The 16,959-nt window shown below is 46.0% G+C and carries 11 protein-coding genes; 3 read left to right on the top strand and 8 right to left on the bottom strand.

The features are described from left to right. Positions 1-210: 210 nt before the first annotated feature. On the bottom strand, positions 211-1,665 hold the full coding sequence (gene gnd / locus QUB77_RS02400) for a decarboxylating NADP(+)-dependent phosphogluconate dehydrogenase (RefSeq protein ID WP_333173344.1): 1,455 nt from the start codon (positions 1,663-1,665) through the stop codon (positions 211-213). A gap of 293 nt (positions 1,666-1,958) precedes the next feature. Between gnd and QUB77_RS02395 the strand changes: the two genes are divergently transcribed. Next, positions 1,959-2,378: a hypothetical protein gene (locus QUB77_RS02395; protein WP_333173342.1), complete on the top strand. Its 420-nt coding sequence runs from the start codon at positions 1,959-1,961 to the stop codon at positions 2,376-2,378. A gap of 130 nt (positions 2,379-2,508) precedes the next feature. Here the strand turns inward: QUB77_RS02395 and QUB77_RS02390 are convergent, their stop codons facing one another. The 6 genes from QUB77_RS02390 to QUB77_RS02365 all read right to left on the bottom strand — a co-directional run bounded on the left by QUB77_RS02390 (position 2,509) and on the right by QUB77_RS02365 (position 10,868). Then, positions 2,509-3,105 (bottom strand): Uma2 family endonuclease, encoded by a 597-nt coding sequence (locus QUB77_RS02390; RefSeq protein WP_333173340.1) that lies wholly within the window; start codon positions 3,103-3,105, stop codon positions 2,509-2,511. 474 nt (positions 3,106-3,579) lie between these two features. Continuing rightward, the gene (locus tag QUB77_RS02385) at positions 3,580-5,445 is read right to left on the bottom strand and encodes an ABC transporter ATP-binding protein (RefSeq protein WP_333173338.1); all 1,866 of its coding nucleotides are present in this window, start codon (positions 5,443-5,445) and stop codon (positions 3,580-3,582) included. Positions 5,446-5,551: 106 nt separating this feature from the next. After that, on the bottom strand, positions 5,552-6,163 hold the full coding sequence (locus QUB77_RS02380) for a hypothetical protein (protein WP_333173336.1): 612 nt from the start codon (positions 6,161-6,163) through the stop codon (positions 5,552-5,554). Next, positions 6,160-7,308 carry an AAA family ATPase gene (locus QUB77_RS02375; RefSeq protein WP_333173333.1) on the bottom strand — a complete coding sequence of 383 codons (1,149 nt, stop codon included), beginning with the start codon at positions 7,306-7,308 and terminating at the stop codon, positions 6,160-6,162. Before QUB77_RS02375 ends, QUB77_RS02380 begins: the two co-directional genes overlap by 4 nt. Before the next feature lie 288 nt (positions 7,309-7,596). Beyond that, positions 7,597-9,933 carry a glycoside hydrolase family 31 protein gene (locus tag QUB77_RS02370; RefSeq protein ID WP_333173331.1) on the bottom strand — a complete coding sequence of 779 codons (2,337 nt, stop codon included), beginning with the start codon at positions 9,931-9,933 and terminating at the stop codon, positions 7,597-7,599. A 575-nt stretch (positions 9,934-10,508) separates the two neighbouring features. Then, positions 10,509-10,868, bottom strand: coding sequence for a group 1 truncated hemoglobin (locus QUB77_RS02365; RefSeq protein ID WP_333173329.1), 360 nt, complete (start codon positions 10,866-10,868; stop codon positions 10,509-10,511). 357 nt (positions 10,869-11,225) lie between these two features. Here QUB77_RS02365 and QUB77_RS02360 point away from each other — a divergent pair, with 357 nt between their 5' ends. Then, a complete protein-coding gene (locus QUB77_RS02360; protein ID WP_333173328.1) occupies positions 11,226-13,436 on the top strand; it encodes an ATP-binding protein in 2,211 nt (736 codons plus the stop codon). Between the two features lie 411 nt (positions 13,437-13,847). Next, positions 13,848-14,459 carry a 2OG-Fe(II) oxygenase gene (locus tag QUB77_RS02355; RefSeq protein ID WP_333173326.1) on the top strand — a complete coding sequence of 204 codons (612 nt, stop codon included), beginning with the start codon at positions 13,848-13,850 and terminating at the stop codon, positions 14,457-14,459. A gap of 57 nt (positions 14,460-14,516) precedes the next feature. Here the strand turns inward: QUB77_RS02355 and QUB77_RS02350 are convergent, their stop codons facing one another. After that, on the bottom strand, positions 14,517-16,295 hold the full coding sequence (locus tag QUB77_RS02350; RefSeq protein ID WP_333173324.1) for an SWIM zinc finger family protein: 1,779 nt from the start codon (positions 16,293-16,295) through the stop codon (positions 14,517-14,519). Positions 16,296-16,959: the final 664 nt, after the last annotated feature.

Below are 16,959 nucleotides of genomic sequence, written 5' to 3'. Positions count from 1 at the left end.
GGAATAATAAAATCGAGTCAACAGCCAACAGTCAACAGTCAACAATCATTCCGATCCAACCGGAATTGATATTACATAGATTACTATAAACGACGCGATCGCTCTTTAACGACGAATATATTAAAACCTATCTCCAAAACAAACGTCTAAACAATTTGCAACCCCAGAATAATTAGTAAGGTGCGCCGAAACGCACCCTACAAAAATTAATTAATCGGTAGTACCGGTTTGCAGCGATTCTTTAGCAGTCTGCGTCCACTCAGAGTGGAAGAATTCGCCGCGCGGTTTGTCGGTGCGTTCGTAGGTGTGAGCCCCAAAATAATCGCGCTGAGCTTGCGTGAGGTTTTGCGGCAATCGAGCACGGCGGTAGCTGTCGAAATAGTCCAGGGAGGCGCTAAATGCTGGCACTGCAATCCCCAGTTGGCAAGCAGTAGCTAACACGTCTCGCCAAGCCGATTGGCGATCGAGAATGCTCTGTTTGAACTCCGGCGCTAACAGCAAATTCGGCAACGTGGGATCGTCCTTGAAAGCTGTTTTAATCTTGTCCAAAAAGCCAGCCCGAATAATACAGCCACCTTTCCAAATTCTGGAAATTTCGCTCAAACTCAAGTCGTAACCGTAAGACTTAGAGGCCGCGCTCAAAAGTGCCATGCCTTGCGCGTAGGAGCAAATCTTCGAGCAGTAAAGGGCATCCCGAACTTTGTTCACAAACTCTTTAGTATCGCCTTCGTACTTGCCGCTAGGCCCGGTCAGTTCTTGGGAAGCTTTAACGCGCTCGTCTTTGTAAGAAGACATGATTCTGGCATTCACAGCAGCGATAATTGTGGGAATGCTCACGCCCAATTCCAAAGCACTCATAACAGTCCAGCGGCCGGTGCCTTTTTGACCGGCTGCGTCCATAATTACCTCAACTAAGGGTTGCTTAGTTTCCGGGTCAATGTACTTGAAAATGTTAGCCGTAATTTCAATCAAAAACGAGTTGAGTTCGTCTGTGGTATTCCATTCGGCAAAAACTTCTTGCAACTGCTTGCCGTCCAACCCACCAACGTTTTTGAGCAAATCGTAGGCTTCAGCAATGAGCTGCATATCACCGTACTCAATGCCGTTGTGAACCATCTTCACGTAGTGGCCAGCGCCACCGGGGCCGATGAATGTGACGCAGGGGCCGTCATCTACTTGAGCCGCAATTTTGGTGAGAATTGGCTCTAGTAGACCGTAAGCAGTACGGGTGCCACCGGGCATCAAACTCGCACCGTTGAGCGCGCCTTCTTCGCCGCCGCTGATGCCCATGCCGACAAATCCCAGTCCCATCGATTCTAAATCTTTGGTGCGGCGTTCGGTGTCGTCGTAGAGCGAGTTGCCGCCGTCAATAATCATGTCGCCCGGTGACAGCATGGGTTTGAGTTGGTCGATGACCGCATCTACAGGTTTCCCAGCTTGCACCATGACTAAGATTCGGCGCGGGGTTTCTAGGGCATCGACGAATTCTGTCAGAGTCTTGGTGGCTACAATATTCTTGCCGGGGGCGCGTTGTGCCATAAAGTCGTCGGTTTTAGCAGCGGTGCGGTTGTACACAGCCACGGAGAAGCCTCTGCTTTCGACGTTGAGCGCGAGGTTTTCGCCCATCACGGCTAGACCGATTAAACCAAAATTTTGCTTTGTCATGCTAATAACCCGCTGGTTGTTCCCGCTTGAGGATAGGTTTGCGAGAGAGGAAAGCGAGGCGGGGTGTACCGCTTTCCGGTGGACTAAAAGTATTGGACAATAGACCTAGGAGGTTTAGGTTTATTTTTATATTCTCAGAATTGCTGTTTGGTAAATCAGTAGGGTTTTTTTAAGATTTAAGCGATATTAATGACGCGGGCAGGTGATGATAAGGCAGGTATTATGTCGATCGCAGTAACGGTAGATACAAACAAGCGGACATTTTAAGGAAGATTTAGGAGACTGTTGTAACTATGGAAGATTTGCAGTATCTCGCGGCTTGGGTGAAGGAGCAACACGCTCGCGAGTATATTTTGACTTGGCTCCTGAGTCAACAGGGGCTGTGGTGGTCTGATGGGGATATTTATCAGGCCGTTTTGCAAAAGTCGGGAAAGCTGTTGAAAGCTTATGTTCAAAAAAGGCAAGCGGGAGAGTTATTTGAGGGAATTTCTGAGAAGTTGGTGGGAGATGATAATTGGGATGATTTAGTGCTGAGTTTAGGGCGAATTGTTGCTGTTTATCAAGAGGAATTGCTGAAGCTGCAAGAGCGCGATCGCCGGGGGGATGGGGTAAAAAAAAATTTGATTAGCCAACCGTTGACTGGAGATTCTTTGTCGCTTGAAGTGCAGCAAGCTTTGCCCGATCCTTATGCGGATACGCTGACGGGGAGATAATTGCTCATCATTTTTGTGGATGGAGGCTCATCTCAGAAACCGGGTTTCTTCCTATATTTATCGTACTCAACCCAAATTATTCGCCGAAACCCGGTTTCTCGTCAGCTAACTAAAGAAAATGGATTGAAATTCAAGGATTGAGAATAGGTGTAATATCTAGAAGAAATCCGGGAAGTACATCTTCACCCGAAAGTGTAGGCGGTTGGTCAAAAGAGAAATTAATCACTTCTGCTACATCTTCAGACAACCGATAGATTTCTACTAAAGGCGTTTGGGGGTCAATTAGCCAACCTAAGCGACAGCCGTTAGTTCGATAATACCGCATTTTAGCCCGCAATGTTTCTAGGGAATCACTTTGCGATCGCAGTTCTATTACAAAATCCGGGCACAGGGGAGGAAACCTGCGCTTATCTTCTGCAGATAATGCTTCCCAGCGTTCTCGGAGTACCCAAGAAACATCGGGAGAACGCTTCGCACCGTTGGGTAATTGAAAGACGGTGGAAGAGTCAAAGACTTTTCCTAATTGAGTCCGTTCATTCCACAAGCCGACTCGTAGGTTGAGATCAGAATTTCTGATGCCGCTTTCGCCGCCTGTTGGAGGCATAATAATTAGTTCTCCTTCGGGGGTTTGTTCTAATCGCCACTCTTCATTAGCGATGGACAATTGATAAAATTGTTCGTCGGTTAAAGCGACGGCGGCAGGTAGGTTGAGAGTTATAGTTTCCATCGTTGATATTATCGCCAACTAGGTTGGTTTTATTATAGATCGCAGTTTCCGACAATTTTCCCAAAAAGATCGCACGCTCAGAAACCGGGTTTCTTCCGATATTTCTCGTGCTCAGGCGCAAATTGTCGCAGAAACCCGGTTTCTCGCCACGCAGCTAATCCCAGAAACCGGGTTTCTTCCGATATTTCTCGTACTAAACTGAAAATTGTCGCAGAAACTCGGTTTCTCGCCACCTAACGAGAGAAATTAGATCGCAAATCCGCGATAATTTATTACAATCACCCGCGCCAAATTCCCCACGCTAACCCACAAGTCCGCCGGGGGTTGAAAACCCCCGTCTCATAGCAAAAGTCCTCTCAAAGAGGACTGAAAGACACATTTTTGAACAAGCATTGCAATATCTCGCCAGTCGGTTTCAACCGAATTTCGCTATGAGACAGGGGTTAAAACCCCTGGCTGACTGTTGATTTGACTCTAAATATAGCTGCTAGCTTGACGGGTGAACATCGCACAATAAATTCCGTTTGATGCGATCAATTCGTCGTGAGTTCCTATTTCTGCTATTTTACCGTTTTCCATGACGGCGATACGATCGGCAATTTTGGCCAATCCCAATCTGTGACTGATGACTATGGTTGTTTTCCCGGCGGCTATTTGGCGGAAGATGCTGTAAATTTCGTGTTCTGTCTTGGGGTCGAGGGCGGCGGTTGGTTCGTCAAAAATGAGCACTTCGGCTGTAGAAAGCCGCATTAAGGCGCGGGCGATCGCAATTCTTTGCCACTGTCCCCCCGATAAGTCTATGCCGTCTTCTAATTGTTTCCCCAACGGAGTCTCTAAACCTGCGGAAAGACTATTTACTTTTGCGCTAATTCCTGCTTCGGAAATAGCTTCGTTAATTGCGGTGTCATCTGACAGTGAAAGCAAGTCGCCGAAACCGACGTTTTCGCGGACTGTGGAGGGGAAACGGGCGTAATCTTGCATGACGACGGCGATGCGCGATCGCACGTATGCTAGAGAGTACGATCGCAAATCTTTGCCATTCCAGGCGATCGTACCACTTGTCGGGTCGTACAGGCGGCCGAGGAGTTTGCCAAGGGTTGTTTTACCCGCGCCATTTTCACCAACAAGCACTAGCATTTCACCCGGATTAATCGTTAAGTTGATATCTTCAACCGTGCTTTTATTGCTACCGGGATAGCAAAAAGATAAATCCTTAATCTCGATGCCAATTTTATCTTTTGTCAAGCCCGAATCTTGCCCGCCTTCTGGTAAATTAGGCAGGCGAGATACTACATCCCCAAGCGGAGACTGCAATTCTGGCTTGAGTTCCAAAAGTTGAAAAATTGGACTAACACCGAGAGAGATATCGTACAAATTAGCATAATTGCCTATAAGTAATTGCAAACTTTGCTCCACCTGAACAATCAAACCCGAATAAAGCGCCAAATCTCCCAAAGTATAGCGACCACCCAAAGCTCCCATTACCACATAAACAAATGGCAAAGCTACTCCGATTCTACTAAACACTGACCACAAAAGTAAAACAATTGCTCCTTTTTTTCGGATTTGCTGCATCTCGCTAAAAAACTGCAAAAACTGACCCTGCCAGCGTTTGAGCCAAAGTTCCTGCAACCCAAACAAACGCAATTCTTTAGCATATTCTTCGCCCGTCAAGACTCTAGCGGATAAGTTCATTTCACGAGTTATTTTAGCTTGCTTTCTTTGAACTCTCCAGATGATTTTGCTATATTTTCTTTGGATGTAAATTGAGGGGCAGGATGAAATCAACATCAGCACTGGCACCCACCAAGCTATCGCAGCAGCAAGACCTATCGATGGAATAAATATAAAAATTCCCGTGACTGTCATGCTGATGGTAAAGGCTAGTTGCTGTATTTTGAATACTCCAGTTTTGGCTAGTTCTACTATATTTAATAGTTCAGGGTTTTCAAACAGGGCAATATCGTCGAAATTGGCGACTTTTTCGATGACTTTTCCTTCGACAAAGCCTTGAACGCGATCGCGCAAAGATGTCGAGACAAAAGAGCCCATTGTGTCTAGGGCATCGCCGACTAACCTGAGACTTAAGACTCCGGCAATACTCCACAGCAATATTGGCCGGGAAAGCATCAAAGCAAATGGCTGTGCTGTTTGGGTTTGCGACAGCAACCTAGATACTTCATCAATGATTAATTTATCTAAAAAAAGCACGGCAGATGGGGCAGCACCGCCGATGATGTTGAGTATTATTAAATTGCGGAGTTCTATTGGTGCGGCTTTGATTATCAGGCCCAGGCTGCGCCACAAAGCTTGGAAGGTGGTAATTTGGATGGGTTGCATAGTTTGTGGGTAGGTGTCGGGTCTACTCATCCCCGGACGGTATATTGTAACAGTAGTTATTAACTGTTTGCCAACCATTGAGAGGGTACAGGATTGGTTTTTCTCCTCAAGTTTCCCAAGTTGGTTGAAAATTTACGATCGCATTCATAGCTCGTTCCAAACTGGGGGAATTAGTCTGTGCTGACGCAACCTGCCAACTTTGATTGACAAACTGGATCAGTTGACCATTGTAGTCTTTACCAATTTTTGCCGTACTATTGCGATTGGGGACGATCGCATCCCGCAGATTTCGCTTCTTTGACTTTTTAGCCAGATTGATTAAAAGCTGCTTGGGGTCAGCAATTCGATCCGCGTCGCCAGGAATCAAGTCTACTGAAATACCCAGAAATTGGGCAAAGCCCTCTCGATGTGCAAGTAACCACGCTTCCACTTCTTTAACAGCAATCCGAAACAGCAGATTAGGATGTTTTGGTTGAGTGAACCACTCCGAAATAATTACTAACGGGCATTCTGCATTATCCAAATCAGTTAATACTAAGTATGGCATTCCCTTGGCCGCATAATTTAACCCAGAAATAATCTTTTTAATTTTGCCATATCCTCTCTGATTCAAGCACTGTCCCACTGAAAAAGGACGTTGAGACTGTTTGAGCATTTGTTTAAGAACTGCTTCACTCAGTGCATCCTCAAACACTAAATTGATGGGAATATCCGTCATTTGAATAAACTCATTTGTTCGATGTCGGGCGGTGCTGTAAGAGGAAGTGCAGCATCAGCTATGCTTAAACCTCCTTCTAATAGCATTTTGATTTGTTCATTACTTGAAGCAAGTTTTACCTGAGTTCCTTCAGGAGTCGGTGTCATTAGCAGCACCTCTTCGCCACCAATGCCTTTGTCTGAGAGCAAATCCGCACTATGGGTACTAAGAATAACCTGTCGCTTTCTCGGGCGCTGAAGGCGATAAATCAGAGACGGTAAATTGCTAACAATCGCCGAATTTAAGGAAAGTTCTGGTTCTTCTAGTAACAATAATGAATCGGATTCTAGCAGCGACCAGAGCAAACCAATTAACCGTAACGTTCCGTCAGAAAATTGGTCTTCCCGTTGTTTTCCTGCTCCGGGCCGCCAATGTTCGTAAACAGCTTCCAAATGCGGAACTCCCATCACATCTTTGGTATCTGTGAGGTTTTTCAATTGTGGAACAGCCAGCTTTAAAGCATCTTCAATTTTTTTTAATCGCGATTTTCGGGTTTTTACGGTAGTTTTAGCAACTCGCTCTAAAAAAGTTCTCCCAAAAGGATCTTCGGAAAGTCCAGGGGTAGCAAAAGCTTCGGGATGGCGAACTAACTGAGGAATTAAATGTAAATATAAAATCGATTCTAAAAACTTAGCAATTTCTCGAAATTCTGCATTGGCATTAATTTGCTCTAAATAAGTCTGGGTGAGACGTAGCTCATCTTTGTCATCTTCTTGAGTAGGCCGATTGACAATTTGGCGCTCACCTTTCCAAACTCGTTCGTAGGCAACAATCGGCTCATTTTTGCCGCCTTTTCTATGTTTAATTCCCAGCCCATACCTCCATAATGGCTGTTGGGCATTAGATTCGGAAAGGTGAATTTCTATTTCTACATCTGAATAACGGCGCGCATAAAGACTGCGAATTTTTGATACGCCACGTCGATCGCTCACGGCTTTCTGCAATCCGCCTCCTGCTTTAGCCAGATCCCGCAAAAAGCGCAATGAATCGAGAAAGTTTGACTTACCACAAGCATTAGGGCCTACCACAAAAACGCGATCGCGCAAATCAACATCCACTGACTGAAAATTGCGCCAATTTTTCAGAGCTATATGGGAGATAATCATACTGATAAATTTTCCATTGTTCTTGTAATACTTTAAAATTATTTCGGTCTTCAGGGGAAACACTATCCTCAAAACCTTGACTTTACAATTTATCCAACCCCTTTGCCGAATTTTTTGGATATTTTTTTGGGATTTCTCTAACCCATTAACATCTTTGCTACCCTTGAAATGAATTTTATATAGCCACAATGGAATCACAGACGATCGCCCTTTCCCTCTCAAACTCTACCAGATCGAGCGATCGCCCTGAATGAATCCCACCATAGCATAAACCGCTTTATGCCAAAGTTATCCAAATGTCAAACGCAGCACCGTACCGTCATCTGTAAATCGCTGTTCGCCAACGCCAACAACTTCCACAATAACTTCGCGTTCAGAAATCGAAAATTGACCCTCGCGCGCGGCAATTTCAACGATGATTTTTTCCTCTTCCAAATACACTTTGTAATTAGTCGTTGCCCAGACACCTTTTTCATGTTCAAAACTGTGTCCGTCGTCCTCATAAAGCGTCCATTCACCACTTCCGGGCCAAATTCGCATTTTTAATGACTCAAGCGGTTCTTCGCTGACAAATTGCCTCACGGGTTCCATCGCAATTATGCCCCCGCCCCGCACGTAAAGCGGCATTCTCTCCAAAGGTGCATAAGCTAAAATGTGCATCGGGCCCTGATAGCATTCGCCCGTCCACCAATCAAACCAAGTACCCTCCGGCAAATACACAGCGCGGTGTTCAACTCCTGGCCGGTAAACGGGTGCAGCCATCAGCGACGGGCCGAGTAATACTTGATCGTAAAGGTGGTAAGTTGCCCGATCGCGCGGAAATTGATATAGTAACGGTCGCAAAATCGGTGTTCCCGTCGTCGCTGCTTCCCAAAACAACGTGTAAATATAAGGCAACAACTGATAGCGCAAATTCATGTATTCGCGGCAAATCTTCTCAGTGCGATCGCCAAAAACCCACGGTTCGTGTTGGGCCGTATTTATCGCAGAATGACCGCGCATCAAGGGATACAGCATTCCCATTTGCATCCACCGCGCGAACAATTCAGCGGTTGCATTCTCCGCAAAACCCCCGATGTCGCAACCGACAAACGCCACGCCGGAAAGCCCCATATTGCAAAGCATCGGTAGCGACATTTCTAAGTATTCCCACTGCGATAGATTGTCGCCCATCCATACCGAGGAGTAACGCTGAATGCCCGCAAAACCCGATCGCGTCAGCACAAAAGATCGCTCGTTCGATCGCACTTTTTGCAACCCTTCCGAACAAGCTTTCGCCATCATCAACCCATACAAATTGTGCGTTTCCGCGTGGGTGGCGCCCTCGGATTCCGGGCCTTGCGGTGCATCCAGGGGAAACCAGATGTGTTGGTGGCCGTCGCCAAAAGGCCGTTCTGCGATCGAAGGTTCGTTCATGTCGTTCCAAATCCCCGCAACGCCCATATCTGTAAGGTTTTTGTGCAAGTCGCCCCACCACTGGCGCACCTCTGGCCGCAGGAAGTCGGGAAACACCGCTTTTTCGGGCCAAACGTAACCGTGGAATAGCCTTCCCTCTGCGGTGCGGACGAAATAGTCATTCTCCACACCCTCATCGAATACTTCATAATCTCCTTCCGGTTCGTACTTGACACCGGGATCGACAATCGTGACAACCTTAAAACCGGCTGCTTTCAAGTCTGCGATCAGTTTCGCGGGATCGGGGAAACGCTTCGGGCTCCAGGTAAAAATGCGGTAGCCGTTCATATAGTCGATGTCGAGGTGGATGACATCGCAGGGAATGGCGCGATCGCGAAATTCCTTCGCCAACTCCCGCACAACGTCCTCGGAGTCGTAGCTCCAGCGGCATTGGTGGTATCCCAGCGCCCATTTTGGCGGAAGCGGCATCCGGCCGGTTAACTGCGTGTAGGTAGCGAGAATTTGGGCGGGTTCCGGGCCGTAAATGATGTAGTAATCGAGTTCCGGGCCTCTGGTTTCCATCCGCAAAACTCCCGGTTGTTGGGCGCCGATGTCGAACTGACTCCAAAATGTAGTGTTGAAAAAGAGGCCGTAAGCGCGATCGGGATTCAGGGCGATGTAAAATGGGATCGCCTGGTACATTTCATCGCTGAGGGAATTGTAGTCAAGCGCGTCTATTGTCCAATTTGTCTTGACTTCCGAGAGTTTGTCGAGGAAGCCGGTGCGTTGTCCGAAACCGTAGAAGTGTTCGTCTGCTTCGATGCGTTTCCAGCCTGCGGTTGCGCCCGTGCGCCATCCCATACTGGGATCGCAGTCGCTAGCAAAGGGTTTTCCCGATTTGTCAAAGCATTCAATTGCAGAGCTAGATCGCTTGACAGAAATCAATATTTGTGATGTTTCAATTTCTATCTTTTCGTCTGTTTCTCGCACTTCAAATGGTGTAATTTCCCACTCTTCGTCAGGGACAGTTATTGAGTGCGATCGGCTTTTGAATTCACCTGTCGGGGACATTCGCACTCGGATCAAATTCGGCGCGAGGATACTGAGGTTTAGGGAAGTTTCACCGCAATTAAAGTGAAAGGTGCGATCGGTTTTATTTATGGATTCTACCGAACCGATTGTTGACCAAGGCTGTTCGGTTTTTTGAAGTTTTCCGAAGTATTGCGGCATATACGATTTGGTAATTGGTAATTTGCAATTGGTAAACCGATCGTGCAAGCCGCACTTGACTACCGTCATCTAGCTAAAGGATGAATATAACTTCTCAGCATTTCAAGTAAATGAACAAATACGGTAAAATCTACTTCAGCAATACCGTGGCTAGCCACATAAGCTACAATAAAAAAGAAAACCGGTATCAATAAACCCAGTCAAAAATAACTGACACCTTGCACCCTTCTCAATCAGGCTTTATGAACAGGCAAGATGCCTGTTCCACAAGAAAATTTAGTCTTTGTGGAACAGGCATCTTGCCTGTTATTGATAACGGTACAAGATGTCAGAAATAACTTAAATCTACTACTGTATCGATCGCGCGATTGCTTCCCACGACTCCTACGGGATACCGATTAAATAACTATAGGACTGCTCGCCTCAATTGTGTACTCTTCTCTTCCTTCGCGTCTTCGCAGTTCATTATATATATGCGGCCAACAACAAAGTGGAGCTTTCGCTGCAAAATTACGAAATCTCCACTTTTATCACTATTCTAGTGGCTGCAAAAACCCTCTTGCATTCACTCGATCTTACTTGTACAAAATAGCCTCTTTCAAAGCCGCGACCTTACCTAGCGCTTCATCGAGATCCTCTTGGGAGGCCCCGTGGGCAATTATGGCATCGGTCAAATGCTTCACAATCGCATCAAAGTGTTCAGGCTGTAAATTTAAGCCTGCGTGTGCTTTCTCCATTGAACGGCCTGAGTATTGCTTCATGCCGCCGAGGGCATAGGAGATAAAAGCAGTTTGATGGCGGCGCTGCTTTTCCATATCTGTATGATCGAAGAAGTGGCTCACTGTCTCGTCAGCCAAAACATCGCGGTAAAAATCATCCACAATCTCTTTAATGGCTGGCTCTCCGCCCATTTTCTCGTACAATGTTGTTGCCATATCGTTTGAGCGAGTTGTTTTTTTTCACTTACTCTTTAATTATAGCTACCAGCTTTGGTTTTCTTGACGCTGTGAAATATTAATTTTATCTAATTCCTATCTGGCAAATATTTTAACATCAGAAACGCATAACTCTTTTAAAGTAGCTTATACGATCGCCTATAAGTCTTAACCTGTTAAGCCGATCGCACTTTGGGCATTAGCAAACAAAAGCCTCATCGCACCTGCCAATCCTCCAACTCATCAATCAAAAACGTTTGATGATCCTGTTGAGGGCAGATCGAAATTTGGACGATCAGCAAAAATTGTTGCAAGCTGGAGTTGTAGCTGTAGTTCTCGATCCCTGATTTACAACTCATGAAAAAGCCTTCATCCAGCAAAGTCCGGGCATTGCCGTTGCAGCTTGTCTTGATTGTTCCCTTCCTACTGCAAGTTTTTGGCGCTGTGGGGCTGGTGGGATACATATCGTTCAAAAATGGTGAGAAAGCGGTTCACGATCTAGGTGAGCAGTTAATCAAGCGCACCTGCAGCGAGGTATCTCACCATTTGGATGCCTATCTGTCGATTCCGCAGCAAGTTATCCAGATCAATGCTGATGTAATTCGCATGGGATTGCTCGATTTGCGCGATCGCAAAACCCTCGGCAAATACTTCTGGCATCAAATGCAAGCCTACGACCTGACCTACATTAGCGTAAACCTTCCCACCGGCGAAGCCGCAGGAGCGGGTCGCTACGATGGTAATATTGTCATCGAGGATTCACGAACCAAAACCCCAAGCCTGCCCGAAAATACGACTAGTTACTCAACCGACAACGATGGCAACCGGACTCGCATTTTGGACACAAGTCCGTGGGATACCCTCAACGAGCCTGTGTATACTAAACCTGTGAAAGCAGGAAAACCGATATGGAGTGGGATTTATACCTTTTACAATCCCAGTTATCTGCCCTACATTGCGGCATCAGCAGGTCGTCCAGTTTATGATGACAACAAAAAACTCATTGCCGTGGTGGAGGCAGATATCCATCTATCAAAACTGAGCGAATTTTTGCGAAACTTAGATGTCAGCCGCTCCGGGCAAGTATTTATTATGGAGCGCAATGGGATGTTGGTTGCCAATTCCTCCCAAGAGCAGCCTTTTATCGTAGCCAATAAAGAAATTAAGCGCCTCAAGGCTACCGACAGTTCTAACCCGGTTTTACGGAGTATTGCCCAGCAGCTTCAGCAACAGATTCCCGACTTTCAGACTATTACCAATAATCAAGAAGTGAACGTCGATTTTCAAGGAGAAAAATATCACACGCATATTGCGCCCTGGCGCGACCAATATGGGTTGGACTGGTTGGTAGTAACTAGCATCCCGGAAAGCAGTTTCATGGCACAGATTCATGCCAACACCATAACCACGATTATCCTGTGTTTGGGGGCGCTGGCAGTGGCAACGGCGATCGGCATTTTCACCTCCCGCTGGATTGCCCGTCCCATCCGGCGCTTGAATCAGGCAAGTCAAGCAATAGCATCCGGTGATTTAGAACACACCGTAGAACCAGGCAACATCGCAGAACTCAACATTCTCGGCCGCTCTTTTAACCACATGGGAGGGCAATTGCGCGAATCTTTCATCGCTTTAGAAAACAGCAATGCAGAACTAGAAGCGCGAGTAGAAGAACGTACCCTTGAACTCAAAACCGCATTAAAGGAATTGCAGCGCACCCAGGCACAGATGATTCAAAGTGAAAAAATGTCTAGTTTGGGACAACTGGTGGCTGGAGTTGCCCACGAAATTAACAACCCAGTCAGCTTTATTCACGGAAACCTGGCTCACGTCCAAGAATACACCCGGAATTTGTTAGATTTTTTGCAACTCTACCAACAACACTATCCACATCCGGTGGATGAAATTCAAGCCGAAGCCGGAGAGATTGATTTGGAATTTATTCAAGAGGATTTGCCAAAAATGCTGTCATCCATGCAAACCGGCACCGCTCGCATTCGGAACATTGTGCTGTCCCTCCGCAATTTCTCCCGCATCGACGAAGCTGATATTAAAGCAGTAAACATTCATGAAGGGATCGACAGCACTCTGATGATTTTGCAACACCGCCTCAAAGCTGGCTCAGAAAGACCGGAAATTCAGGTGATTAAAAACTACGCTTCTCTACCGCTGGTGGAGTGCTATGCAGGCCCGCTCAATCAAGTGTTTATGAATATTCTCTCCAATGCTATTGATGCCTTGGAAGAGAGTAATGCGCGGCGGAAGTACCAGGAAATTAAAGAAAATCCCAGTCAAATTACCATCCGAACCTCTGCAATCGATGCTGAGTGGGTGAAGATTGCGATCGTCGATAACGGTTCGGGTATATCGAAAGAGATTAAGCAGCGCATTTTCGATCCTTTCTTCACAACTAAACCGATTGGCAAAGGAACGGGAATGGGGATGTCGATCAGCTATCAAATTGTTACTGAAAAACATGGGGGCAAGCTGGATTGTTTTTCTATTCTGGGTGAGGGAACAGAGTTTGCGATCGAGATTCCTGTTCGACAGAAAATTGGTCACGCTAGCTAATACTAAAAATAGTTATTAAGTTGGATTTGTGAGTTGTGAGGGTGAAATTAAAAAGTTAACAAGTTTTTAGTTCATTAATAAATCAAAAACCTCTGGGCGCCGACGGATCGCATCCCCTCCTAGGGTGCGTAAGGCGCACCTCCCCCTTACTTATAGCGGGTTAAAGGATTTGTTGGTCTGAGTTTGGCCATCGGTCGATCGCACTAACGGTCGATCGCCTGTATACTGATATTCTGCCGTTGCTAGTCGGTTGCGACACTTCCGGGCGATCGCCCGCAGTTAAGAAAAACCTTTGATTTAAGTACGCGGACTTAAATCAACATTATGATGTCCTCCGCGCGGAACGAAGCAATCCCAAATCTGAGCAATTGCTGCATTTCTATCTGCTGTTTCCTTAAACTTTGATGATTTTTGAGTGCCTTGAAATACTACAGCCAACATCCTAACGCTTTCTCGATCGACTACCTCAACGACTTGCGAGGAGCAATTCTAGCATCCCCCTATCTAGCAATCAACAACCTCAACCGCGATTTCATTGGCACAAAAGGGTTTTCCGTGGTGTTTCAACGTTCCGAAATCGCCGAAGTAGAACGGCGGTTTCCCTTGTTTAAACCCTATCTAGACCAAGCATTACTGCCTGAATGCAATGCTTTTTACCTCAACCCTTTGTTGCTGGGTAAAGGTTCCCGCGTCGATCCGCATATCGATCGATCTTTGCGATCGTACTGCAAAACAGTTGAACCTCCTGCAGCCGTCAGCGTTTTGTACGTACAAGTACCGCCCAACTTGCAAGGGGGAGAATTGATACTGCGGCGCAACAAACAGCAAGTCGGGCAGATTAAGCCGCAAGCCAACTCGCTGATCTATTTTCAAGGAGATTTGACTCACTCTGTCAACGCTGTTAAAAGTACCGGAACTCGTTTGAGTTTGGTTTGCGAACAGTACAGTTTGAGCGAAACAGAATTGCAAGATATTCCAGAATTCACAGTGGAATCTAGGGCGGTGAAAGCAAAAATTAAGTAAGGTGTATTCGTTCCTGGGTTGGGTCGCTTTCACTTGGGTTTACTGTAAACTTAAGGCTCAATCTAAATGGGGACTTTTGAGCATTTCCATCAACTTCCGCTTGCGACTGTGTACTTGCATCAGTTGAGAACGATAAGCAGACCACTGAAGATTTTGCCCAGTTTGTAAATAGGCAGCGCGGGCTTTTTCCAACCACTTAATCGCCAGATTGTACTCGCTTGATTTCCCTTGATCCATAATCGATGCAGCACGCCGACAAGCATTGGCGATTACCCAATCGGGGCTGTGGCTGATAGCAGCCCCCATTACTCGGTGAATCAGTGCTGAGTGGTAATAACCCAAGTCATCAGCAAGGGCGATCGCATCTTCAATCATTCCCTCATCCAGAAAAATATCAACCTGCGCGTCAGTAAAATTCCAAGTTTCCTTACTTTTCAGAGTTGCTAACAAGTCAGATTTCAAAGTTAGCCAATTATCTTTTGCTAACTCCTTCACTAAACTATAATCTCTAAAAGACGGTTTGATTTTAAATATCTGGATTCGAGCATTTAACGCAACTTCGTCGTCCCCCAACTCAACAGCCAACTCACTCATCGAGATTGCCAGTTCGTAATGGCAATGACCAGACAAATTTAACCCAGCTTGACAAATTTTCAGAGCTTGTTCTAAGGCTCCCTGTTGCTTTAAAGTTTGAACCAGAGCAAAAGCATCTTCTGCTGATTGCATCTGGGTAGCAGCAGCTTCCACTGCTTCTTCTACTCTCCCCAAACGAGTCAACATCGTCAAGTATTGTTGAGCACAACCTTCTGCTTGGGCTAAGTATAAGTATTCTCGATCGCGTTCCTGGCGATCGAGGATTTGCAAGCGAATCAATGCTAAGTCGCGAGCACATTTTGGTGCGTCACCACCCCAAACTCCTGACCCAGTAATGTTTCCTTCAAGTACCTGTTGGAGTAGGGGGTCGTCCCAACCTTGGCGTAAAGCTTCCAAGCTCATGCTAAAATCACAATTCCATTCATCTTGCCAAGCTTCTAACATCACCTGGAGATCGATTTCTTCTTCAGCAGTTAGTTGAGCCGTCAAAATGGCTTCTGTCCAAGCTTCATTCAAAGCGTTAGCTATCTCATAATTTTCAGCGCCAAACTCTTCTACATCATTCCAATCTTCAACGCAGGCTGTGGTGATGGCTTCTAAAATTACTAAGGCGTTGTTGCCATCCCCCTGTGCGCTAAATTCCTGGGCTCGCTGAATTACATCTAAAAGTTCTTCTGTAATCGGGTCTTCCTCCCATCCATCCTCCAAATACCTCACAGCCTCTCGCAAAATTCGTCGTACTTGGTGCCGCAATGGAGCAGGATCGATGGAGGTGTGGCGGGGTGCTTTGGTTGGTTGGTTTGAAGGTGCAGGAATAGCACTTAAGTTAATGTATTGTTCGATCGCATCAATGAGTGATGGTTCTTTTTTTACTAAATGCTGTATTAATTGCTGGGTTTGTACATCGTTGAGGCGATCGAGTAATTGTTCCAATGTCGGGCCCTGCTCAATTATTTCTGGTTGCCGCAGACACAATAACAGCGTCGCCACAATGTGTTTACACCACCCACCGTTCTCGTAAGGACAAGTGCAGAATAATGTAGATGCTAATCCAGCATCATCAAAGGGCAGGGTAACACGGTAGGGTTCTACTTCGGAACCCTCCACTACTGCTTGCACCATATTGCCACGCCGGACTGCCCTAGTAACATTGCCAGCTAAATAGTAAGCTTCACCCCGCTTGAGGGATTGGGCAGAGGTGTGAAGCTCGATCGTTGTTTCACTGAGTTTGGGAATGGGCATGAGACGATGCCTCAGCAATTAAAAGATTAGACTCGATTTTACCTGAGAAATACACTTGCTCTAGAATTTAATTGCGTTTCGATTTGAGGTTTCCATCTATTTCAAAAATCTGTAAAGCAAGCACTGAGAACGTTTGCAGCTTAAGGAAGCAACCGATCGTGTATTATAGCTTTACATTCTGTGACAAGGTAAAATTGGTTTGCACCTAGCTAATTAGCGATCGCTATAATAGAAAATACCTCTAAAAAAACTAATGAATTTGTGAGAAATTAGTAGTGTTTGCATCCTTTTTAATGGGGTATGGCTAGAGAAATGTTAGGCTGACAGTCCAGGACGCAAGAACCCAATTTCTTCACGTAATTTGGCCATTTTAGCTCGATCGCGACAACGAGAAACCGGGTTGTTTGGGTTTAAGCTGTCGCGCATTTAAATTGCATATTCTGGGCGGGCGGGACGCCCACCCCACAAGACTTTTATTGTTTTTTGACCGACAATTTAAATCCCGCAACAGCTTATTCTTTGGTTTAATAGTGTTCCCGTTTCCTATTAAATTAATCATTACCATCGAGTCAGATGAAGAGCGAGCGCGCTTATCATACCTTAATCCAGCAACGCCCGTTCTTCATTTTTCTAATTCTTCAATCTGCTTTCCTATCTGCAGAAT

Origin of the sequence: Microcoleus sp. AT9b-C3 (assembly GCF_036705485.1) — a bacterium.
In the GTDB taxonomy this organism is placed as follows: Bacteria; Cyanobacteriota; Cyanobacteriia; order Cyanobacteriales; family Microcoleaceae; genus Microcoleus.
Note: the sequence above shows the minus strand (reverse complement) of the source record. Positions and strands in the feature narration are given on the sequence as shown.

What these genes read in the sequence shown, in the direction of transcription:
- gnd (WP_333173344.1), bottom strand. Translation starts at nt 1,665, where the DNA reads ATGACAAAGCAAAATTTTGGTTTAATCGGTCTAGCCGTGATGGGCGAA.
- QUB77_RS02395 (WP_333173342.1), top strand. Translation starts at nt 1,959, where the DNA reads ATGGAAGATTTGCAGTATCTCGCGGCTTGGGTGAAGGAGCAACACGCT.
- QUB77_RS02390 (WP_333173340.1), bottom strand. Translation starts at nt 3,105, where the DNA reads ATGGAAACTATAACTCTCAACCTACCTGCCGCCGTCGCTTTAACCGAC.
- QUB77_RS02385 (WP_333173338.1), bottom strand. Translation starts at nt 5,445, where the DNA reads ATGCAACCCATCCAAATTACCACCTTCCAAGCTTTGTGGCGCAGCCTG.
- QUB77_RS02380 (WP_333173336.1), bottom strand. Translation starts at nt 6,163, where the DNA reads ATGACGGATATTCCCATCAATTTAGTGTTTGAGGATGCACTGAGTGAA.
- QUB77_RS02375 (WP_333173333.1), bottom strand. Translation starts at nt 7,308, where the DNA reads ATGATTATCTCCCATATAGCTCTGAAAAATTGGCGCAATTTTCAGTCA.
- QUB77_RS02370 (WP_333173331.1), bottom strand. Translation starts at nt 9,933, where the DNA reads ATGCCGCAATACTTCGGAAAACTTCAAAAAACCGAACAGCCTTGGTCA.
- QUB77_RS02365 (WP_333173329.1), bottom strand. Translation starts at nt 10,868, where the DNA reads ATGGCAACAACATTGTACGAGAAAATGGGCGGAGAGCCAGCCATTAAA.
- QUB77_RS02360 (WP_333173328.1), top strand. Translation starts at nt 11,226, where the DNA reads ATGAAAAAGCCTTCATCCAGCAAAGTCCGGGCATTGCCGTTGCAGCTT.
- QUB77_RS02350 (WP_333173324.1), bottom strand. Translation starts at nt 16,295, where the DNA reads ATGCCCATTCCCAAACTCAGTGAAACAACGATCGAGCTTCACACCTCT.